Origin of the sequence: Streptomyces sp. NPDC001568 (assembly GCF_042893755.1) — a bacterium.
Taxonomy (GTDB): Bacteria; Actinomycetota; Actinomycetes; order Streptomycetales; family Streptomycetaceae; genus Streptomyces.
This window is the reverse complement of record NZ_JBIAVF010000012.1, coordinates 263,886-284,327: the sequence shown is the minus strand read 5'-3', so window position 1 is coordinate 284,327 and position 20,442 is coordinate 263,886. Positions and strand designations below refer to the sequence as shown.

Annotated in this window: 16 protein-coding genes; 8 read left to right on the top strand and 8 right to left on the bottom strand. The window is 74.7% G+C overall.

What is annotated here, in order from left to right:
- Positions 1-219 precede the first annotated feature (219 nt).
- A complete protein-coding gene (locus ACFY0I_RS23640) occupies positions 220-600 on the top strand; it encodes a hypothetical protein (RefSeq protein ID WP_388899109.1) in 381 nt (126 codons plus the stop codon).
- Between the two features lie 216 nt (positions 601-816).
- Here ACFY0I_RS23640 and ACFY0I_RS23635 read toward each other — a convergent pair whose 3' ends face one another.
- The 4 genes from ACFY0I_RS23635 to ACFY0I_RS23620 all read right to left on the bottom strand — a co-directional run bounded on the left by ACFY0I_RS23635 (position 817) and on the right by ACFY0I_RS23620 (position 8,169).
- A complete protein-coding gene (locus tag ACFY0I_RS23635; protein WP_388899106.1) occupies positions 817-5,478 on the bottom strand; it encodes a hypothetical protein in 4,662 nt (1,553 codons plus the stop codon).
- 65 nt (positions 5,479-5,543) lie between these two features.
- Positions 5,544-6,446: a hypothetical protein gene (locus tag ACFY0I_RS23630; RefSeq protein ID WP_388899103.1), complete on the bottom strand. Its 903-nt coding sequence runs from the start codon at positions 6,444-6,446 to the stop codon at positions 5,544-5,546.
- The gene (locus ACFY0I_RS23625) at positions 6,443-6,622 is read right to left on the bottom strand and encodes a hypothetical protein (protein WP_388899100.1); all 180 of its coding nucleotides are present in this window, start codon (positions 6,620-6,622) and stop codon (positions 6,443-6,445) included. Before ACFY0I_RS23625 ends, ACFY0I_RS23630 begins: the two co-directional genes overlap by 4 nt.
- Positions 6,619-8,169: a hypothetical protein gene (locus ACFY0I_RS23620; RefSeq protein WP_388899097.1), complete on the bottom strand. Its 1,551-nt coding sequence runs from the start codon at positions 8,167-8,169 to the stop codon at positions 6,619-6,621. The genes ACFY0I_RS23625 and ACFY0I_RS23620 overlap by 4 nt, the downstream gene beginning before the upstream one ends.
- 72 nt (positions 8,170-8,241) lie before the next feature.
- Here ACFY0I_RS23620 and ACFY0I_RS23615 point away from each other — a divergent pair, with 72 nt between their 5' ends.
- From ACFY0I_RS23615 to ACFY0I_RS23605, 3 genes are read left to right on the top strand one after another with little or no spacing between them, the layout of a single operon-like run.
- The gene (locus ACFY0I_RS23615) at positions 8,242-9,021 is read left to right on the top strand and encodes a LamB/YcsF family protein (RefSeq protein ID WP_388899195.1); all 780 of its coding nucleotides are present in this window, start codon (positions 8,242-8,244) and stop codon (positions 9,019-9,021) included.
- Positions 9,022-9,023: 2 nt separating this feature from the next.
- Positions 9,024-9,641, top strand: a complete 618-nt coding sequence (locus ACFY0I_RS23610) for an allophanate hydrolase subunit 1 (protein WP_388899192.1) — start codon at positions 9,024-9,026, stop codon at positions 9,639-9,641.
- Complete coding sequence (locus tag ACFY0I_RS23605) at positions 9,638-10,501, top strand: biotin-dependent carboxyltransferase family protein (RefSeq protein WP_388899094.1); 864 nt, start codon at positions 9,638-9,640, stop codon at positions 10,499-10,501. The genes ACFY0I_RS23610 and ACFY0I_RS23605 overlap by 4 nt, the downstream gene beginning before the upstream one ends.
- 502 nt (positions 10,502-11,003) lie before the next feature.
- On the opposite strand, the gene ACFY0I_RS23600 is transcribed toward ACFY0I_RS23605, so the two are convergent.
- The 3 genes from ACFY0I_RS23600 to ACFY0I_RS23590 form a co-directional block, all read right to left on the bottom strand.
- Positions 11,004-11,639: a hypothetical protein gene (locus ACFY0I_RS23600; RefSeq protein ID WP_388899091.1), complete on the bottom strand. Its 636-nt coding sequence runs from the start codon at positions 11,637-11,639 to the stop codon at positions 11,004-11,006.
- Positions 11,640-12,155: 516 nt separating this feature from the next.
- Positions 12,156-13,553 (bottom strand): HEAT repeat domain-containing protein, encoded by a 1,398-nt coding sequence (locus ACFY0I_RS23595; RefSeq protein WP_388899089.1) that lies wholly within the window; start codon positions 13,551-13,553, stop codon positions 12,156-12,158.
- 342 nt (positions 13,554-13,895) lie between these two features.
- Positions 13,896-14,297 carry an ankyrin repeat domain-containing protein gene (locus ACFY0I_RS23590; RefSeq protein WP_388899086.1) on the bottom strand — a complete coding sequence of 134 codons (402 nt, stop codon included), beginning with the start codon at positions 14,295-14,297 and terminating at the stop codon, positions 13,896-13,898.
- A 306-nt stretch (positions 14,298-14,603) separates the two neighbouring features.
- Here ACFY0I_RS23590 and ACFY0I_RS23585 point away from each other — a divergent pair, with 306 nt between their 5' ends.
- Positions 14,604-14,798, top strand: a complete 195-nt coding sequence (locus tag ACFY0I_RS23585; protein WP_007262923.1) for a hypothetical protein — start codon at positions 14,604-14,606, stop codon at positions 14,796-14,798.
- A 50-nt stretch (positions 14,799-14,848) separates the two neighbouring features.
- Positions 14,849-16,510, top strand: coding sequence for a hypothetical protein (locus ACFY0I_RS23580; protein WP_388899083.1), 1,662 nt, complete (start codon positions 14,849-14,851; stop codon positions 16,508-16,510).
- 9 nt (positions 16,511-16,519) lie between these two features.
- Here the strand turns inward: ACFY0I_RS23580 and ACFY0I_RS23575 are convergent, their stop codons facing one another.
- A complete protein-coding gene (locus tag ACFY0I_RS23575; protein WP_388899080.1) occupies positions 16,520-18,022 on the bottom strand; it encodes a PLP-dependent aminotransferase family protein in 1,503 nt (500 codons plus the stop codon).
- Positions 18,023-18,202: 180 nt separating this feature from the next.
- Between ACFY0I_RS23575 and ACFY0I_RS23570 the strand changes: the two genes are divergently transcribed.
- Entirely contained in the window at positions 18,203-18,973 is a 771-nt protein-coding gene (locus ACFY0I_RS23570; RefSeq protein ID WP_388899078.1) for a glycerophosphodiester phosphodiesterase, read from the top strand.
- 67 nt (positions 18,974-19,040) lie between these two features.
- The gene (locus ACFY0I_RS23565) at positions 19,041-20,411 is read left to right on the top strand and encodes an MFS transporter (RefSeq protein WP_388899074.1); all 1,371 of its coding nucleotides are present in this window, start codon (positions 19,041-19,043) and stop codon (positions 20,409-20,411) included.
- The last annotated feature ends 31 nt before the right edge of the window (positions 20,412-20,442 follow it).

The following is a 20,442-nucleotide window of genomic DNA, read 5'->3' as shown; positions in this document are numbered from 1 at the left end:
GCCCGATATGTGTCAGATGACACTCCATGGGGTGTCGGTTCCCTTCACATGACGGATGGCTGGAATTCTTCGTTCCGGGTGGGCGGGCAGCAAGGGTCGTGTCCGCGATGCGGGAATCTCCTGAAGGTCCCGTACGTCTGACATGACGTGTGGGCGCGCGCGTGGCGGGCAAGCGTGGGAGCAGGCCAGGCGGACCGCGCGGTGGGGAGTGGGCGGACCATGAGGATGTACGAAGAGGACGGCGTGGCGAGTGAGGCCCCGGGGCGCGGCCTGTGGGTGGAGGAACCCGCGCGGCGGCGCCGCATGCCGGATCCGGTGCGGGCCTCGGCCGTGCGGGCGGTGCTGATCGTGGCGGTCACCCTGACCGAGGCCACCATCACGTTCTTCCTCGCGCTGACGGGCTCCTGGCTGGCCTTCCCGATGGTGATCTGCGGGGTCGCCGCGACGGTGGTGGCCACCTGGGGGGTGTTGGACGTGTGGATCACCCGGCAGATGTGGCACCAGCGGCACGGGGTGCTGTCGGAGCCGAGCAGCGCGGCGTCCCGCGGGCGGAGCTGGGGCGAGGCCCGGGGCCCGATGCCGGTCGCGCGCCCGCGGTAGGACGGCGTCGGCGGGCGAGGGCCCTGCCCGGAGTCCGGCGTGGATCCCGGCGGCACCGAGCGCCGGCGCGGGCGGCCGGCCCGACCGCTCAGGGCCCGGCCCGCCACCCGGGCACGGCAGCGGAGCGCGGGGCCGACGCCGGGCGTGGCGCCGTGGCGGCGCCGTGGCGACTCCGAGCCGGGGTGTCCCCCGGGCCCGAGCGGCGCCGCGGGCGCCCTACGTGGCGGCGCCGCGGCGGAACATGCGGGTCGCCGTGATCTCGCCGTGGATCGTCTCCCCGTCCGGGGACGGCTGGGGCAGCCCCGGCCGCAGGTGCTCCTCGACGCTGATGTACTTCAGGCCCGCCCGCAGGTCGGCGTCGTTGCGCAGCCGGATGACCAGCGGGAACTCGGCGAGGGCCGTGGTGTCGAAGAGACCCGTGGTGTACAGCAGCTGGACGCCGAGGGCGTCGGAGACGGCCCGCTGGAGCTCCAGCAGGTAGGTCGCGTTGGCGCGCCCGATCGGGTTGTCGAGGAAGAGCGTGCCCGCGTGGCGGTGCTTGTCGCGGCCGCGGTCGTTGCTGCGCAGCGCCGCCATCGTGCAGTAGAGGGCGATGGCGGCGGTCAGGAGCTGCCCGCCGGAGAACACGTCGCCCATCTGGCCGACCGGAACCCGCTCGGCGCGCAGGACCGCGTCCGGCTTGAGGATCTCCACGGCGATGCCCTTGGGTTCCAGGGCCGCCTGGACGCCGCGCAGCAGCAGCGACATGCCGTCGCGGCGGCCCTCCCCGAAGGAAGCGGTGCTGTTCTTCTTGACGGCGGCCCGGGTGGCCTCGTCGATGACCTCCCCGAGCCGCTCGGTCAGGACGGCCTGGTCGGGTTCCTCGAAGCGGATCCGCAGGAACTCCTGGCCCGACCACTCCCCCAGACCCTCGGGCAGCTGGGACAGGCGCTGCGCGGAGCGCAGGGTGGCGAGGGCGGATTCGACGAGGCCGCGCAGCCGGTCGACGATGCTGTCGCGGTTGCGTTCCAGCTGGGCGAGTTCGTCGGTCAGTACGCGCAGCCGGGGCGCGAAGGCGGTGGCCCAGGCGGCGGCGTGCTCCGGCAGGGCGGAGGCCGGCAGTTCGCGGATCTGCTGGCGCGCGGGGGTGCGTACCTGCTCGTAGCGGTTGGCGTTGGCGTGCCGCACGAGTACGTCGCTCGCCTCGCGGACGCCGGACTCGGCCGCGGAGAGGTCGGCCGAGCAGGCGCGCAGGGAGCGGCGGGCCTCGGCGGCGGACTGCCGGGCCTCCTCCAGGGTCCCCGGGTGCGGCACCGGTTCCTGCTCGTCGTCCGGGTGGGTGTGATCGCGCAGCAGGTCCCGCAGCAGGGCGGCGGTCTCGTCGAAGCCGCCGGCGCCGTCCTCGGCGGCGCGGTGGGAGCGCAGCAGGTCCGCGTGGGCGGAGCGGGCGCCGTCGACCGCGGCGCTGTGGGCGGCGAGCTGGGCGGTGGCGGTGCGCAGCAGGCCCTGGGCCTGCTCGACGTCGGCCGGGACCAGTTCCTCGGGCAGCTCGGTGTGCGTCTCCCCCTCGGCGGGGGCGTGCCGTTCGGCCTCGCCGCGCAGCCGGCCGAGCTGCTCGCTCGCGGTGGACGCGCGCGTCTCCAGCATCTGTACGAGGGCTTCGGCGCGGGCGGCGGCGGCCTGTCGGGAGGGGCCGTCGGCGCCGTCGGTTCCTTCGAGGAGTTGGGCGGCGCGGGTGCGCACCTTGTTGGTGAGCCGGTCCAGTTCGGCCAGCGCGCCGCTCTCGTCGCTCTCGGCGCGGGCCTGTTCGGCGCGCAGGTCGGCCCCGACGCCCACCTTCTCGTAGAGCCGGGAGGCCGCGCGGTAGGCCTCGCGCAGTTCGGGCAGCGGGGTCCTGGCCGCGCCCTCCGCCTCCTCGGGGAGGGGTTCGGGGGCGCCGGCGATCTCGGCGCGTTCGGCGCGCAGCGCGCGGGCGGTGCGGCGGGCGTCGTCGGCGGCGCGCTGGGCGGCGCGCCGGTCCTCGTCGGCGGAGCGGGCCCGGTCCAGGCAGACCTCGGCGCGGGCTTCGGACTCGGCGGCCTCGTCGGCGAGTTCGCGCAGCCGGGCCTGCCAGCCGGCGCGCTCGCGCAGGCGGTGGGCGAGGCCGGACAGGACGTCGGCGACGCGGCGGGCGCGCTGCGCGCTCTCCTGGCGGTCGTCACGTACCCGGTTGGCATCGGCGGCGGCCTCGTCGGCCTCGGCGCGTACGGTACGGGCCTCCGCGAGTTCGGCGTCTGCCTCCTCGGCGAACGTCCGGGCGGCGGCGGCCTGGCGCGCCAGCTCGGTGAGCCGGCCGGGCGGACAGCCGGTGCGCCAGGAGGCCAGGCGGGCGGCGAGCTCGCGGTCACCGGAGAGGCGGGCGGCCAGGTCGCGGATCTCGGTGTCGCGGGCGCCGGCCCGGGCGCGCAGGGCCTGGCGTTCCTCGTCGGCGGCGTGCTCGTCGTGCATGGCCGGGTTCGGCGGGACCAGGAAGACGTCCGGGTCGCCCGCGGGACCGGCGGTCGGAGGGACGGGGGCGAGCAGGGCCGCGGCGGTGCCCACGGCCACGGTGGAGCGGGGCAGCAGCGCCGCGCCGGTGAGGACCTCGCGGGCGCGGGAGTGGGTGTCGGGGTCGGTGATGACGACGCCGTCGACGAGTTCGGGGCGGGCCGCGAGGACGGCCGCGTGGTCGGCGGGGTCCACGGACTGGGCGAGGTAGCGCCAGCCGGGGAGGGCGGGGATGCCGTGCTCGCCGAGGTACTCGACGGTGGCGAGGACGTCCGGGCCCGGCGGCAGCAGGCCGCCGTCACCGAGGGCGCCCAGGATGCGGGAGTCGTCGGCGGCGGCGGTGCGCAGCTCGAAGAGCTGGCGTTCGGCGGCGGTGACCTGGTCGCCGAGCAGGGTGCGCAGGTCATCGGCGCCCCGGTCGAGGTCCTCGGCGGTGAGCCAACCTCCCTCGGCGGCGCCGGGCTCCCGTTCGGCCACGTCGGCCGGCCGGGCGCCGGAGCGCGGGTGCGGGACATCGGCGTCGGGGCCCGACGGAAGGCCCAGCAGGGCGGCCAGTCGGGGGGAACCGGCGAGGGAGGCGGCGGCGCGGTCCTCGGCCCCGTGGGCGGCTTCGGCCGCGTCGGCGGCGTCCGCAGCCCGGGCGGCGGTGAGTTCGGCGCGGGATTCCGCGGCGGCGGCCTCACGGGCGGCGTCGGAGGCGCCGCGGGCGGCCTCGCGGGCCTCGTCCCAGGCGGCGACGGCGGTCTTCTCCGCGTCGCTGGCGGCGAGCGCGGCGCGCGCCGGGTCGGCGTCGGGCGCGGAGTCGTCGAGCCAGCCGGCCCGGACGGCCTCGGCGGTCTCCTGCTGGACCTCGGCGAGGCGGGCCCGCAGGTGCTCGGCCTCACTGCGGGCCCGCTGGGCGGCCGTGGCGGCGGAGGTGGCGTCGCGGTGGGCGCCCTCACCGAGGCGCTGGAGCTCGGCGGAACGCTCCTCCTCCTCGTTGGCGGCGTGCTCGCCGTGCTCGGCGGCGGTGTGCAGGGCCCGTACGAGGGCGCCGGCGGCGGTGGCGCGGGCGGCCAGCGCCGGGGCGGCGTCCCGCTCGGCCTCCAGGATGGCGGCGGCGACGCGCGTGGAGCGGTCGGCGGCGGCCCGGTGGCGGAGCACGATCTCGGCGGCCTGCCAGGCGGCGTGCAGGGTGCGGGCTTCGAGCAGCTCGCGCCGCTGGGCGGCGGCGGCCTTGTCCGCGACGGTCAGGGCCAGCGAGGCGTGCCGGTAGGCGAGTTCGGCGGAGACGGCGGCGCTGCGGGCGCGCGCGGACTCGGCGGTGGTCACCTCGTGGGCGGCGGCGGTGACCTGCTGGGCGAGGTCGGCGGCGCGTACGCGTTCCCCGGCGGCGCGGGCGGACAGCCGTCGGGCGAGGGTGCGCGTGCGCCGTTCGGCGCCGGCGTGGACGTCGCGCAGCCGGGAGCGGGTGGCGGCGGCCTCGACGATGCGGGTCAGCAGGTCGACGGAGCCGGCGGTGAAGTCGCGTTCGGCCATCAACTCGGCTCGGCGGCCCAGCTTGTTGCCGAAGCCGTGGACGAGGTCGGCGAGGCCGTCGGTGTCGCGGGTGTCGGTGACGGCGCGCAGCAGCAGGTCGGTGAAGTCGGAGTCCTTCTTGACCGCGAAGAGGCCGGCGGCCTCGCCCTCGTCGGCGTTCATCTCGCGCTGGTAGCGGAAGAGTTCGGGGTCGAGACCGACGTCGGTGAGGTGTTCGTTCCAGCGGTCGTGGATCTCCTCCCAGTACACCTCCAGGTGCGGGTACGCCTTGCCGGCCTCGGTGAGGGCGTCGCGGAAGCCCTTCATGGTGCGGCGGCGGCCCTGGGCGCCGGAGACGCCCTCGACGGGCGGGCGTACCGAAGTGGCCTCGGCGACCGGAAGGTTGTCCAGGCTCAGGCCCGGTCCGGGACGGAAGGAGTACCAGGCCTCGGCGAACTTGCGCGGGTCGTTGGAGACCTGACGGCCGCGCCACTCGCTGACCTTGCCGACCACGACGCACTCGCCGGTGCGGGTGTGCTGCCATTCCAGGGCGACGTGACCGCAGTCGTCGGCGAGCAGGAACTTGCGCAGCACGCCGGAGCTGGCGCCGCCGAGGGTGTTGCGGTGGCCCGGGAGCATCACCGAGAAGATCAGCTTGAGCAGGACGGACTTGCCGCCGCCGTTCTCCAGGAAGAGCACGCCGGCCGGCGCGGGTCGCCGGGGCGGGCCGGTGGGCTCCTCCTCGAAGAACTCCGCCTGGGCGGGCGCCGGGTGGGGCACCGGTTCGCCGACTCCGCGCAGGTCGAGCACGGTGTCGGCGTAGCGCGCGCCGGCGGGCCCGATGGAGTAGAGGCGGATCCGGGACAGCTCGTACATTTCGGCGGACTCTCGTGGTCTCTGGGAGGTCGTACGGAGGGCGGGGCGGGGCGGGCCGGGGCGGCTCAGGCGTGGAAGGGGAGCCCGGCGTCGGCGGCGAGGTCCAGGTCGTCGCCCTCGGGCGGCGGCAGGAGGGTGGGGGAACCGTCACCGACGGGGACCACGCCGAGTTCCAGGAGCTCGGCCATGGCCGAACTGCCCGCCATGTCGCGGACCTGGAGCTGGTAGCGGGGGGTGGTGCGGTAGGTGCCGCCGGAGTCGTCGCCGGTGCGCTGGAGGAAGCCGGACTCGGTGAGGAACGCGGCGGCCTTGCCGACGATGCCGGTGGTGGAGCCGGCGAGGCGGCGGGCGTCCTTGGTGGCCCCGGTCGCGCTGCGGCGCGTCCAGACCCGCCAGGCGGCCTCCAGGCCGGGGGCGTCGGAGGCCGGGTCGGTGTTCTCGCCGAGCTCCCCGGCGCGTTCCTCCAGGCGGCGGCAGGTCTGCCGGACGAAGGAGTCGACCCCGTTGACGGTGATCCGGCCGATGTAGCCGTCGTCGGCGAGGTCCTCGGGGCGGGGGAAGGCCAGGGCGGCCACGGCGAGGTGGGCGAGGCCGTGCAGGAAGCGGTCGCCGCCGTCGGCGGCGGTGCGACGCGCGTAGTCGCCCATGCGGACGGCGAAGACGGAGTCCTCCCCGGCGGCGACGGCCATCCCGGCGCGCGGGGACACCTCCAGGACGACGAGTCCGAGCCCGGTGGCGACGGCGTCGGCGAGCCGGCCGAAACCGGGGTCCTCGCGGTAGCGGCGCAGCAGTTCCGCGTACTCGGCGTCGCGGGCGGGCAGCAGCTTGGGCTGGAGCCCGAAGGCGACGAGCCGGGCCGCGTCCGCGGCGTCGGCGGGGGTGAGGGCCCCGGAGGAGACGGCCGCGACGGGCGCCGACGCCGCGACGGGCTCGGTCCACGCGGGGTGCTCGGCGTGGTGGTCGCTCACGGGTGGGTCTCCTCGGCGGTGCGGTGGTGGTTCCGTGCGGTGGTTCCGGGCCCGGCCGTACGCGACGTGCGGGGCGTGCGCGACGTGCGGGCCGCCTGGACGGCGGGCCGTACGGGCGCGCCGGCGGCGGTACGGGCGTCGGGGGCGGGGGCGCGGCCGGCCCGGGTGGGGGTCATGCCGCCTCCGAACGGTCCGCGGCCATGCCGGCGGCGTCCAGGAGGGCGGTGCCGACGATGAGGTCGGCGCCGCCGAACTCGGGGTCGTCGAGCCGGGTCCCGTCGTCCACGGCGAACAGCAACCGCTCCTCTCCCTGCCGGTACGCCGTGCCCACCGCGGGGCTCGCCGCGTGGACGGCCAGCAGCGCCACCAGGTAGGGCAGTTCCGGGTCGCTGCGGCGGGCTTCGGCCAGCAGTCCGGACAGCCGGCGCGGGGCGTCGTGGGGCAGGTCCAGGAGCCGGGTCGCGGCGGCGAGCTGCTCGTCGCTGAAGCGGCTGTCGTCGGGGGTGGCGATGAGGTCGGGCTCCGGCATCTCCACGCCCAGGTGTTCCCGCTCCAGCGGCGGGGTCAGCAGGATCTCGACGAGGTCGGCGACGCGCACCGAGACGGGCGTGCGCAGGCCGGTGCCGGCTGCGAAGAAGGCGTCGGTGACCCGGACGGCCTGTTCGAGCGGCAGGGGCAGCACCGGGGCCACCAGTTGGCCGTACAGGTCGATCCCGGAGCGCGGCGCGGGGGCGGCGAAGGCCTGCCGGTCCTGCTCGGCGCGGAACAGCGGGCCGGCGTCCAGCAGTCGGGACTGGAGCTGGGTGTGGCGGCGGATGCAGTCCTTGACGATGTCGACCAGCTCGGCGGCGCGCCGCTTGTTGTCGGGGTCCTCGGCCTCGTCGCGGGCCTTGCGGATGTTGGTGAGGATCGCGTTCTCGTGCCGGTAGCGGTCGGCGACGTGGTCGAGGGCCTCGGCGATCATGTCGGGGACGGCCTGGAGCCAGTCCACGGCCCGGACGTTGCGCCGCGTCGCGTCGAGGGTGCGCCGCAGGGTCTCCGCGTACTGGACGGTGCGGTAGCGGGCCTGCTCGGCCGCCAGCTGGGCGTCGGCGAGCCGGCCGCGGCTGATCAGCACCTCCAGCTTGACCTCGGCGGCGATCTGCGCGCTGGTGACATCGGTGTCGAGGGCTCCGACCAGGACGTTGACCGCCTCGTCCGTGGTGCGCAGGTACACCGCGCCGCCGTAGCCGGGGACCTCCTCGATCAGCTTGAAGTCGTAGTCGCGACGGACGTAGACCCCGTCGGACCCGAAGGTGCCGTAGATCGCGCGGAACCCGCGGTCCACGCTGCCGACGTTGATCAGGTTCTCCAGCACCCAGCGGGCGACCCGCTCGTGCTCGGCCGCCGGACGGGACGGCGCCTGGGCCGCGACGCGCGGCAGCAGCCTGGCCACTATCTGCTCGGCGTCCGCGCCGGTGTCGAAGTCCATGTTGAGCGTGACCAGGTCGATCGCGGACAGCGCGACCTCCGCCATCGCGTAGACCCCGTACTCGCCGGCCAGATTGGCCTTGCGGACGTCGAGGTCGTGCAGCGGGGCGGTGCAGGCGAGGGCGCGCAGCCGCCGGGCCAGGCCCTCGTCGGCGGCCGGGCCCGGCGCCGGGGACGGAAGGGTCTTCGCCGGGGCAGGGAGAGTCACGACGGAAAGACTAGGCGCTGACACGGACAACATCCCAAACAGCATGGTTCGGCCGGATCGTCCCCGGCGCCGTGGAAGGCCGGGGCCCCGCTGTTCTACGCTCGCGGCATGGCTTCCATGATCACACCCCGCGCGGCCGCGATCGACCTCAACGCCGACCTCGGCGAGGGCTTCGGGAGGTGGACGTTGACCGACGACGAGGCGCTGTTGTCGGTGGTGACGAGCGCGAACGTGGCCTGCGGCTTCCACGCGGGCGATCCTTCGATCATGCGCCGGGTCTGCGAACTGGCCGCCGAGCGCGGCGTACGGATCGGCGCGCAGGTCTCGTACCGCGACCTGGCGGGCTTCGGGCGCCGGTCGATGGACGTGCCGCCGGGCGAACTGGCGGACGAGGTGGCGTATCAGATCGGGGCGCTGGAGGTGTTCGCGCGGGCCGCCGGGTCCCGGGTGTCGTACGTGAAACCGCACGGCGCGCTGTACAACCGCGCCGTCCACGACGCGGGCCAGGCGGCCGCCGTCGTCGCCGGGATCCGCCTCGCGGCCGGGGCGGCGGGCCTGCCGGTCCTGGGCCTGCCCGGTTCGCTGCTGCTGACCGCCGCCCGCAACGCCGGCCTGGACGCCGTGCCGGAGGCCTTCGCCGACCGGGCGTACACGGCCCTCGGCACCCTGCTCCCGCGCGGCGAACCGGGCGCGGTGCTCCACGACCCGGACGTGGTGGTCGCCCGGGCCGTCCGGATGGCCGCCGAGGGCGCCGTCACGGCCGCCGACGGGACCCCGGTCGCGGTCGCGGCGCGCTCCCTGTGCCTGCACGGCGACACCCCGGGCGCCGCCGACCTCGCCCGCCGGGTCCGCGAGGCCCTGGCCGGCGCCGGGGTCGAAGTGGAGGCCTTCGCGTGAGGATGAACCCGCTGCCGGTGGGCGACCGCGGACTCCTGATCGAGGTGGGCTCGGCCGCCGAGGTCGCCGCCCTGCACGCCGAGGTGCTGCGCCGGCGTGACGCGGGCGAGCTGACCGGCGTACGGGACGTGGTGCCCGCCGCCCGGACCGTCCTGTTGGACGGGGTGCGCGACCCCGGACCACTGGCCGGGCGGATCGCCCGTTGGGAGGTCCCGCCGCTCGCGGAGAGCGAGGGGCCGCTGGTCACCGTCCCCGTCCGCTACGACGGCCCCGACCTCGCGGAGGTGGCCGCCGCGTGGCGGGTGGCGCCGGACGAGGTCCCGGGGCTGGTCGGCGCCACCCTCTTCCGGGTGGCCTTCTGCGGGTTCGCCCCCGGCTTCGGCTACCTGACCGGGCTGCCCCCGCACCTGCACCTGCCCCGCCGCGCCACGCCCCGTACGGCCGTCCCGGCCGGCTCCCTCGCCCTGGCCGGCGAGTACGCGGGCGTCTACCCGCGCTCCTCCCCCGGCGGCTGGCAGCTGATCGGCTCCACCGACGCGGTGCTGTGGGACCCCGCCCGACAACCGGCCGCCCTGTTCGCACCCGGGGTACGGGTCCGGTTCACCGAGAGCACCTCATGAGCGGGCTGCTGGTGCTGCGCCCGGGGGCCCTGACCACAGTGCAGGACCTCGGCCGGCCCGGGTACGCCCACCTCGGGGTGCCCCGGTCCGGCGCACTCGACGCCGGGGCGCACGCCCTGGCCAACCGGCTGCTGGGCAACCCGCCCGACGCGGCGGCGCTGGAGACCACCCTCGACGGCGTCCGCCTGCGCGCACTGACCCCGGTGACGGTGGCCGTGACGGGCGCTCCCTGCGCGGTACGGATCTCCGGTCGCCCGGCGGCCTGGGGAGCGCCGGTCCGGCTCCCGGCGGGGGCGGAGCTGGACGTGGGCCGGGCGGAGCCGGGAGTGCGCAGCTACGTCGCGGTGCGGGGTGGGTTCCGCGTCCCGCCGGTGCTGGGCAGTCGCTCGACGGACCTGCTGTCAGGACTGGGCCCGGCCGTCCTGACGTCCGGAACGCTGCTCCCGGTGGGCACGCCGGGCCCGGATCCGATCCACGGGGCGGACGCCCTGCGGGTGCCGGGTCCGCCGACCGAACTGGTCCTGCCGCTGAGCCTGGGCCCCAGGGCCGACTGGTTCACGGCGTCCTCGCTGCGGGCGCTGCTCACCTCGACGTACCGGGTGTCGGCGGCGTCGAACCGGATCGGCCTGCGCACGGAGGCCGGCCCCCCGCTGGCCCGCGACCGGGCGGGCGAGCTACCGAGCGAGGGCATGGTCCTCGGAGCCGTCCAGGTCCCCCCGGACGGCCTCCCGGTCCTGTTCCTGGCCGACCACCCGGTGACGGGCGGCTACCCGGTGGTCGGCGTCGTCCCCGAGGGCCCACCCCTGAACGCCGCCGCCCAGGCCCGCCCGGGCACCCGGGTGCGGTTCGTGGGGGCGTAGGGGAATGGGGTGGGGGTGGGGTGGGGGGCTCCGGGGCAGCGGGACCATGGCGGTCGGCCGGGGTCGGGGGTGGTCGGTGCGCCCTGGGTCGGGGTCGGAATGGGTCCGGGGGCTTCCCGCCAGTCCACTGTCCTTCCGTTTCGGTCCGGTCCCTCAAGGGCGCTCCCTTCGGTCGCGTCGCTTCGCGATGGCCTTCGGCCACCCTTGACCGACCGGCCCGAAACGAAATGCCAAAGACTGTCGGGAAGCCCCCGAGGAACGGCATGGGGGACCAAGAGGCAGGAGCGGGTCCGTCAGGGATGAGACGAGGGGACGGGCGTCGGCCGGCAGGGCATGCGGGCACGTCACAGCCCCTCTCCACACCCGACAGACGACCAAAGGCCCCATACCCGCCCGTCAGGACGACGAGAGGGGCCTGGATTGCAGGTGGGCGGGGCGGCTACGCGCCTTCGCTCGTCTCGGCATCCGGCGGTTGTGAACTGCTGCGGGTTGGCCCACGCGGTCAGCGCGGCGATGCGACCAGGCCTGTCGCGATGAGTTCCTTGGTGCGGTTGACCGCTTCCGAGATGTCGGGGTGGCGGCCCGCAGGCGGGAAGAAGTCGACCGCACCCACCGCTCCGTGGTTCGCCCACAGGCAGGTGGTCATGGGGTGGGAATTCCAGACGTTCTGCTGGCAGGTGAGTGCGGCCGTCGTCGTGGTGACCGTCGTGGCCTCGCCGACCAGGGTTCGTTCGCTCTCCTTCGCCAGTGACTCGGTGTACACGTCCTTGACGGTCTTGAGCGGGTCCGGGACGGCTTCGTAGAGGTCGTACTCGGCCGCGATGTGAGGTGCGGCCACGGTGCGTCCTTCGATGGCGAGACTGATCCGGTCCGATCCGTAGCAGGTGTACTCCTCGGAATCGTTCTTGCCCTTGTGCTTGGGCAGTGAGTCGTCCGTCTGAGCACGGAGCCCGTACCGGAGCGAACCACGGACACGGTCACAGGTTATGTCCTTCACCGTGGGCACCCGGGGCTCGTCGTACCGGATTCCCGTGTCCTTGCCGAGCGGCTCGGACTCCGGCTCCGAGGAGCTGCCACCACACCCCGCCAGCACCAGAACCATCCCCACAGCCCCGATGGCGCCCTTCCATCCGCGCACGTCCGCGTCCCCCACTCTTCATACGATCCGGTGATCAACTCCGAACCATATAGGTGGGCACCCGGCGGTCCCCCCGCACGTCCCCGCCCACCTGCAATCCAGGTCTCTCTCGTCGTCCTGACGGGCGGGTAGGGGGCCTTTGGTCGTCTGTCGGGTGTGGAGAGGGGCTGTGACGTGCCCGCATGCCCTGCCGGCCGACGCCCGTCCCCTCGTCTCGTCCCTGACGGACCCGCTCCTGCCTACTCGTCCCCCATGCCGTTCCTCGGGGGCTTCCCGACAGTCTTTGGCATTTCGTTTCGGGCCGGTCGGTCAAGGGTGGCCAAAGGCCATCGCGAAGCGACGCGACCGCAGGGAGCGCCCTTGAGGGACCGGACCGAAACGGAAGGACAGTGGACTGGCGGGAAGCCCCCGGACCCATTCCGACCCCGACCGAGGGTGCGCCGCCCACCCCCGACCCCGACCGACCGCCATGATCCCGCCCCGCCCCGCCCCGCCCCCCGAGCGACTCCTATAGCGCTACACCGCGGACTCCGGTGTGATGCGGCTGCGGACCGCCGACTGGACGTCCTCCTCCTCCGCCGGGTCCGTCGCCAGGCGGCGCAGGCGCGGGGTGACGCGGGCGTCCGCGGTCTCCGCGTGGCGGGCCGCGACCTCGCGGGTCGTCTCCTCGCAGTCCCAGAGGCATTCGACGGCGAAGCCGGCCGCGAAGGTCGGGTCCGTGCTGGCCAGGGCCCGGGCGGCGCGACCGCGCAGGTGGGAGGAGGCCGTCTCGCGGTAGATGTGGCGCAGCACCGGGGCGGCGCAGCCGATGGAGAGCCGGCCCGCGCCGTCCACGAGGGTGAAGAGGCGGATCGTGTCCGGGCCGGAGCCGCGGACGGTGGAACGCAGGGCTCCGAGGACGAGGGTGGCGTCCCCGGGCCCGCCTCGGGCCGCGAGGAGGGCTGCCGCGGCCGCTCCGAGGGCGTCGGGGCGGTGGATCCAGCGGCGGGCCCGGTCGAGGGCGGCGGGCCCGCACATGCGCTCGTAGGCGGCCACGGCGGGCTCGTCCCCGGCGGCTTCGATGAGGTCCAGGACGGCCGGGTTCTCCGGTTCGGCGAGGACCAGGTGGTGCAGGGCGGTGGCGCGGGCGGCCTCGCCCGAGGCTCCGGCGGCGGCCGCGAGGATGGCGGAGCGGTCCTCGGGCGCGGCCACGGCGGCGAGGCAGCGGGCCGCGGGTACGTGCAGCGGGGTGCCGCGGCGCAGTCCCTCGGCGGCCCAGTCGAAGACGGCCTGGACCCCCCAGCCGGGTCGGGGGCCGCTGGGCGTCATCTGGCGCTGCCAGCGGTCGAAGGAGCCCTGCTGGCGGGCGGCGCGCAGCCGCTCCCCGTACGCGGGCAGTTCCTCCCACAGACACCACGGGCGGGGCTCGTAGGCGTCGCGCACGGCGGCGGCCAGCCGCGCCTCGCCATCGGGGTCGCCGGGGAAGCGGGCGAGTACGGGCTCGGCGAGGGAGCGCAGGCCTTCGTCGTCGTCGCGCAGGGCGAGTTCGTCGAGGGCCCAGGCCCAGTTCGTGCCGGAGGCGGCGTACCGGCGCAGCAGCATGAGCGCGTCGTCGCGTCCGTAGGAGGCCAGGTGGCCGAGGACGGACAGCGCGAGGCCGGTCCGGTGGTCCTCCTCGTCGAGGAGGTCCTCGGCGTCGAAGAGGTGGGTCTCGATGGCGCCGAGGGGGCCGTCGAGGTCCAGGTACAGGCGGGCGTAGTACAGCGAGCGGTTCTCGACCTGCCAGTCCTGGCGCGGGTCGCGGAGCACGCACTGGTCGAGGGCCGCGAGGGCCTCGGGCCGGGGCGCCGCGAGGGCGTGCAGCGTGCCGTCGCCGCGGCCCCGCTGGAGGAGCCCGAGCAGCGTGCCGCTCGGCGCTATGACTGGTTCGAACATGGGAATGGCCTCAAATCAAGCTGGGGACGCAACCGGGAATCGGGATTCACAGGGCCGCGTAACAGCATGTGAGGACGTTCGCCGTCATGTTCCGCTCGATGTAGACCATTGCCTTCTCACTCTCGTCGGTGCTTCGCGACCGTGACGGCCGGTGCGGCAGGGGTGGGTGTGGACACCCGTCGTGTCCAGCCCGCTCCTGCCCGTCCGTCATGTCCGCGAATCGAATCCGACGCCATGATGACCCAGGCGGTTTGTGTGCCGCGACCACATTTAAGGCCGCTGTGACCAACCCGTGAGGTCGCGGGCCCGTCCTGGCCCGGGCTGGGCGCGGGAAAAAGCGGATTACTTGGCTCCGAAGAGTTCCAGCAGGTCGGCCTTGGCGAACATGCGGGCCGTGTCCACGGCGGACGGCGTTCCGGCGTTCGGGTCGGCCCCGCCGGCGAGCAGCGCGCGGATGACGGCCTCCTCGCCCTTGAAGACGGCTCCGGCGAGCGGGGTCTGGCCGCGGTCGTTGGCGCGGTCGGCTTCGGCGCCGCGGGTGAGGAGGGCCGTGACGGCCTCGGCGTGCCCGTGGTAGGCGGCGAGCATGACGAGGGTGTCGCCGCGGTCGTTGGTGAGGTTCGCGGGCACGCCCGCGTCGAGGTAGGCGGCCAGGCTCTCGGTCTCACCCTGACGGGCGAGGTCGAAGATCTTGGTGGCCAGTTCGATGACGTCCTCGTCGGGAGCGTCCTGGTGCTCACTCATCGGTCGTACCGCCTTTCACTCGCTGCTTGCTGGCAAGAGTTTCCCCAGGCCGCGGGGGCAGGGGGATGCACGGCACTGCGTCCGTACGGGTGAATCGCCAGGGTAGCGCCCGTTCCGGGACATGGTGGGGGCGTCTCAAGGCAAGGATCCCGGCCGACACCCTCCGGGGCGGACGCGCCAGCCGGGAGGGGCCGGTCAAGTGAAAAACGTGCCGATTCACCCGTATGCACCTTTTGTCGCATTGATACTTGCTGTGAGCCTGGAAGAACTGATGGTGACCGTCCCCACCCACCAGGAGAACTGCTCATGGTCCTGTCCATTTCAGGTGTCGTCCTGCTCGGCATCATCTGCTTCCTCTTCTTCAAGAAGGACGGGATGAAGCTGACGCACGCGTTCGTCTGCGCGCTCTTCGGCTTCTTCCTCGCCGGTTCCGCCATCGCGCCGAGCATCACGGCGAGCACGGCGAGCCTCGCGAGCCTTCTCGGCGGGATCAAGCTCTAGACCGCCTCGACCGCACCGTCCCGCACGACCCACAACTCCAGGAGACGACCGTGGCACGGCGCCCACTCCCCCGAATCCTCAGCAGCGGCACCCCGTCGCTCGCGCGGGGCCGCGACCTGGCTCGCTCGGCCGCCGACAACGCCACGGACGTCCTCCATCCGCTCCTCGTCATCGGACGAGGGCTGCGCGTCCTGGCCTCCACCGGGCGGCGCAAGTGGGCCGAGACCCCCAAGGACAAGCGTGGTCCCGCGCTGTTCCTGGGGGCGGCCTGCGCCCTCGCCGTCGGCCTCGTCCCCTACGGACCGCTCCTCGCCCTGATCACCCTCATGGCGGCGGCGGCCTGGCAGGGACGCGACCGCACCCCCGTCAGAACGGGACCCAGCGACTCCGAGGGCGAGCGCCTCGGCGCCCTCTACGAAGCCCTCGTGCCGTACTTCTCCATCGCCGAGGACCCGAGCCCCCTGTTCGCCCACGGCGGCAGCTGGGACGAGGCCTTCAGCGGCTACGAGTTCGACGGGGCCGGCCGCCTCACCCGGCTCCTGATCCGCTACCCCGCCTACTTCACCGACGGCGAGGCCGCCGCACGGGCCCGGATCGAGGCCCTGCTGCACGCCAAGTCCGGGCGCGGCCGGGAGTACCTCTTCGACTGGGACGAGGAGGGCAACCAGCTGTGCCTGAGCGTGCTGGCGGCGCTGCCGACCGGCATCGCCGCCCAGCCGTTCGTGACCTCGCCCGGCGAGACCGTCCTCGGCTTCACCGACGCCGGCGGGGTGCAGCGCACCCTGCCCGTCGTGGAGGGGGACGAGCCCCGTGACGTACCGCCCGTGCTCTGGCGTACGGGGCCCCGCTCCACCGAACCCCACCTGTTGGCCGTCGGCACGCCCGGCAGCGGCACCTCGAGCCTGCTGCGCTCGATCGCCCTGCAGGCCCTGCGCCACGACGGGGACGTCCTCGTCGTGGAGGGCGGCGGCAGCGGCGAGTACACCTGCCTGTCCGGCCGGGAGGGCGTGCTCGCCGTCGAGTGCGGGCCGACCGGGGCCCTGGCCACCCTGGAGTGGGCGGCCCAGGAGACCGAGCGGCGCCTGATCGCCACGCACCGGGCCCGCGAGGCGGGTCGTCCCGCGCCGGACGACACCCGGCGCCCGTTGTGGGTCCTGCTGGACCGACCCAGCGTGCTCGCGCACCTCGCGGCCGCCGACGGACGGCCCGACCCGCTCGCCCAGCTCCAGGTGCCGCTGCGGCACGGCCGCGCCGCGCACATCACGGTGGTCGTGGCCGAACAGTTCGAGCACCTTGAACTCCTGAACGACGCCGTCTGGCAGCACACCCGGGCCCGGGTCGTCCTCGGGCCCGCGACCGTCCAGCAGATCACCGATGTCCTCGGGCTGCCGCCGCACACCACCCCCACCCCGCAGCTCCCGCCCGGGCGCGGCTACGCCCGACTGGGTGTCGGCCCGGTGCACCGCCTCCAGGTGCCGGCGACGCCGGACCCGTACGACGACGCCGCCCACCCCGCCTACCGGCAGGCGGTGCTGGAGCTGCTGCCGCAACGCCGGGGCGCGGGCGCCGAGGAGCCGGCCGGCCGGGAGGAGGCCCCCCGGGAGGAGCACGCCACCCTCTCCGGGCAGTTGCGGGCGCAGCCGCCCGCGCAGGCCCAGGGGCCGTCGATCGACGCCTCCGAGATCCCGGAGGTCCCGGCCGACGCGCCGTGAGGCCGCGGATCAGGCCACGAAGGTACGGGGCGGCTCCGCGCCGCCCCCGCCGGCCCCGGTACCGACCAGGCGGGCCGCCGCCGCCAACCGCGCGGCGGCCTCGTCGGCCACCGGGCCGCCCACGGTGAACGGCAGCCGTACGTAGCCCTCGAAGGCCCCGTCGACACCGAACCGGGGCCCCGAGGGCACGCGTACGCCGACCCGCTCCCCCACCTCGGCGAGCCGCGACCCGGACAGGCCGCCCGCCCTGGCCCACAGGGTCAGCCCGCCCCGGGGCACCTCGAACTCCCAATCGGGCAGTTCCCGGCGCACGGCGGCGACCAGCGCGTCCCGGTTGCCCCGGGCCTGCTCCCGGCGGATGCCGACGGCCTCCTCCCAGCCCCCGGTCCGCATCAACCAGTTCACCGCGAGCTGTTCCAGGACCGGGGTGCCGAGGTCGGCGTAGGCGCGCGCCGCGACGAGGCTGCGGATGACGTCGGGAGCGGCGCGGACCCAGCCGATCCGCATCCCCGCCCAGAAGGCCTTGCTGGCGGATCCGACGGTGACGACGGTGCTGCCGGCGGGGTCGAAGGAGCAGACCGGCCGCGGCATGGCCTGCTCCGGGTCCAGCCGGAGCTCGGCCATGGTCTCGTCGGCGATCAGGACGGTTCCCGCCGAGCGGGCCGCCTCGACCATCGCGCGCCGCTGCTCGTCGGAGGCCAGCGCCCCGGTCGGGTTGTGGAAGTCGGCGACGACGTAGGCCAGCCGTGGGGCGGAGTCCCGCAGCACCTGCCGCCAGACGTCCATGTCCCAGCCGGTCAGCCCCTCGGCCATGGCGACGGGCACGAGGCGGACCCCGGCGGCGCGCATGAGCTGGAGGATGTTGGCGTAGGACGGGGACTCGACGGCGATCCGCTCGCCCCGTCCCGCGAAGAGGCTGCAGATGGCGTCGATGGCCCCCATGGCCCCGGTGGTGACCATGATCTGCTCGGGCATGGTCGGGATGCCGCGCTCGGTGTAGCGGTCGGCGAGCATCCGGCGCAGCGCGGGCAGCCCGGCCGGGTAGTCCCCGTGGGTGTGCGCGTACGGCGGGAGTTCCTCCAGGGCGCCTTGGACGGCCTTGGTGAGCCAGGGCTCGGGGGCCGGGAGCGCGGCGCAGCCGAGGTCGATCATCGAGCCGAGGGACTCGGGCGGCAGGGGTTCCAGGCCGCGGGCCGGCAGCGGGTTGCCTGCCGGTACGGAGGTCCAGCTGCCCGCGCCGCGGCGGGATTCCAGGAAGCCCTCACCGCGCAGGGCCTCATAGGCAGCGGCGACGGTGGTCCGGCTGAGCGAGAGGGCGACGGCGAGTTCCCGTTCGGCGGGCAGCCGGGCGGCGACGGGGACGCGGCCTTCCAGGACGAGCAGGCGGATGCCGTCGGCCAGGGTGCGGTACGCGGGCGGCTTGCGGGTGCCGGGTGCGCCGGGACGCTCCTGTTGCGAGCCGATGAGCCGGGCGAGCTGCGCGGCACCGACCGCTGAGGTCCACTGAGCCATGACGTCGGGCCACCTTCGTCGAATTGGCCCCGTCCGGCGGGGTTCGGGGCCGGTATTGGATTGACTGCGCGGGCCCAGGGTGTCACGGCGCGGTCCATTCGGGCCAGGTGGGGCTGCGCGTTCACCGGGTGGCCATGCGGCTGCTGCCGATCGGGGGGACGCAGGAGGCATACTGCGGCCGTGACTCACGTACGCCTTCGCCACCCGTATCTGGACCACCCGGCTCCAATTCCCTTCGCCCACCGGGGCGGGGCCGCGGACGGGCTGGAGAACACCGCCGCCGCCTTCCGCAGGGCCTCCGAGGCCGGGTACCGGTACTTCGAGACCGACGTGCACGCGACGGCCGACGGGAAGCTCGTCGCCTTCCACGACGCGACGCTGGACCGGGTGACGGACGGGAGCGGGCGGATCGCCGAGCTGCCCTGGAAGCGGCTGCGGGAGGTCCGGGTGGCGGGGAGCGAACCGCTGCCGCTGTTCGAGGAGCTGCTGGAGGAGTTCCCGGACGCCCGCTGGAACATCGACCTGAAGGCCGAGTCGGCGCTGCACCCGCTGGTCAACCTGATCGCCCGCGCCGGGATCTGGGACCGGGTGTGCGTGGGCTCGTTCTCGGAGAGCCGGGTGGCCCGGGCGCAGAAGGTCGCGGGCCCGCGGCTGGCGACCTCGTACGGGGTGCGCGGGGTGGTGGGGCTGCGGCTGCGCTCGTACGCGATCCCCGCGGCCCTGCGGGTCGGGGCGGTGGCGGCGCAGGTTCCGGAGGTGCAGGCGGGGATCCGGGTGGTCGACCGGCGGTTCGTGCGCACGGCGCACGAGCGGGGCCTCCAGGTGCACGTGTGGACCGTGAACGAACCGGAACGCATGGAGGCTCTGCTCGACCTGGGTGTCGATGGCATCATGACCGACCGGATCGACATCCTGCGCACGGTCCTGGACCGGCGCGGCGCCTGGGCCTGACGTGCTCCCGGGCCGCCGCGCCCGGGTCGGCGGGCCGGACGGTACGGGGACCAGCGAGGGGGCGCTCATGAGCGAGCGGACGGACAGCAGAACGGAACCCGGCGCGGAGGACGGCGGAGCCGCCGCCGCGCGCAAGCGCGAGCAGCACGGCTGGTACGTCTACGACTTCGCCTGCTCGGTCTACTCGACGAGCGTGCTGACGGTGTTCCTCGGCCCGTACCTGACCGCGGTGGCGAAGGCGGCCGCGGACGCCGAGGGCTACGTCCACCCGCTGGGCATACCCGTGCGGGCCGGGTCGTTCTTCGCCTACTCGGTGTCGGCGTCGGTGATCCTGGCCGTACTGATCATGCCGCTGGTGGGCGCCGCGGCGGACCGCGGTGGGCGCAAGAAGCCGCTGCTGGCGGTGGCCGCGTACACGGGCGCGGCGGCGACGGCCGGCATGTTCTTCCTGGACGGTGACCGCTATCTGCTGGGCGGTCTGCTGCTGATCGTCGCGAACGCCTCGCTGGCGGTCTCGATGGTGCTCTACAACGCCTTCCTGCCCCAGATCGCCACGCCCGAGGAGCGGGACACGGTCTCCTCGCGGGGCTGGGCCTTCGGCTACACCTCGGGCGCCTTCGTCCTGCTGCTGAACCTGGTGCTGTTCCAGGGGCACGACGCCTTCGGACTCTCCGAGGGCGAGGCGGTGCGGATCTGTCTGGCGTCGGCGGGCGTGTGGTGGGGTGCGTTCGCGATCATCCCGCTGCGCAGGCTGCGCGACCGGGCCGTGGTCAAGGAGGGCGGCGGCGCGCCCGCGGTCAGCGGCTGGCGCCAGCTCGTCGCGACGCTGAAGGACATGCGGCGCTATCCCCTGACCCTGTCCTTCCTGCTGGCCTACCTGGTCTACAACGACGGGGTGCAGACGGTCATCTCGCAGGCTTCGGTGTACGGCTCGGAGGAACTGGAGCTGGAGCAGTCCACGCTGATCGTGGCGGTGCTGCTGGTCCAGGTGCTGGCGGTGGCGGGCGCCCTGGGGATGGGCCGGCTCGCCCGGACGTACGGGGCCAAGCGGACGATCCTCGGTTCGCTCGTCGCGTGGACGCTCACCCTGGCGGCCGGCTACTTCCTGCCGGCCCGGACCCCGGTGTGGTTCTTCGCCCTGGCCGCGATGATCGGACTGGTCCTCGGGGGCAGCCAGGCCCTGTCCCGCTCCCTGTTCTCGCACCTGGTGCCGGCGGGCAAGGAGGCCGAGTACTTCTCCGCGTACGAGATGAGCGACCGCGGTCTGAGCTGGATCGGACCGCTGGTCTTCGGCCTGACCTTCCAGCTCACGGGCAGCTACCGCGACGCGATCATCTCGTTGGTGGTCTTCTTCGCACTGGGTTTCGTGCTCCTCGCGAGGGTGCCGGTGCGGCGTGCGGTGGAGGCGGCGGGGAATCCTGTTCCCGAGCGGGTCTGAGGGTGGATCCGGCCTGGACGCGGATACGAAT

Coding starts and splice junctions, on each gene's coding strand:
- ACFY0I_RS23640 (WP_388899109.1), top strand. CDS start 220: ATGAGGATGTACGAAGAGGACGGCGTGGCGAGTGAGGCCCCGGGGCGC.
- ACFY0I_RS23635 (WP_388899106.1), bottom strand. CDS start 5,478: ATGTACGAGCTGTCCCGGATCCGCCTCTACTCCATCGGGCCCGCCGGC.
- ACFY0I_RS23625 (WP_388899100.1), bottom strand. CDS start 6,622: ATGACCCCCACCCGGGCCGGCCGCGCCCCCGCCCCCGACGCCCGTACC.
- ACFY0I_RS23620 (WP_388899097.1), bottom strand. CDS start 8,169: ATGCTGTTTGGGATGTTGTCCGTGTCAGCGCCTAGTCTTTCCGTCGTG.
- ACFY0I_RS23615 (WP_388899195.1), top strand. CDS start 8,242: ATGATCACACCCCGCGCGGCCGCGATCGACCTCAACGCCGACCTCGGC.
- ACFY0I_RS23610 (WP_388899192.1), top strand. CDS start 9,024: ATGAACCCGCTGCCGGTGGGCGACCGCGGACTCCTGATCGAGGTGGGC.
- ACFY0I_RS23605 (WP_388899094.1), top strand. CDS start 9,638: ATGAGCGGGCTGCTGGTGCTGCGCCCGGGGGCCCTGACCACAGTGCAG.
- ACFY0I_RS23595 (WP_388899089.1), bottom strand. CDS start 13,553: ATGTTCGAACCAGTCATAGCGCCGAGCGGCACGCTGCTCGGGCTCCTC.
- ACFY0I_RS23590 (WP_388899086.1), bottom strand. CDS start 14,297: ATGAGTGAGCACCAGGACGCTCCCGACGAGGACGTCATCGAACTGGCC.
- ACFY0I_RS23585 (WP_007262923.1), top strand. CDS start 14,604: ATGGTCCTGTCCATTTCAGGTGTCGTCCTGCTCGGCATCATCTGCTTC.
- ACFY0I_RS23575 (WP_388899080.1), bottom strand. CDS start 18,022: ATGGCTCAGTGGACCTCAGCGGTCGGTGCCGCGCAGCTCGCCCGGCTC.
- ACFY0I_RS23565 (WP_388899074.1), top strand. CDS start 19,041: ATGAGCGAGCGGACGGACAGCAGAACGGAACCCGGCGCGGAGGACGGC.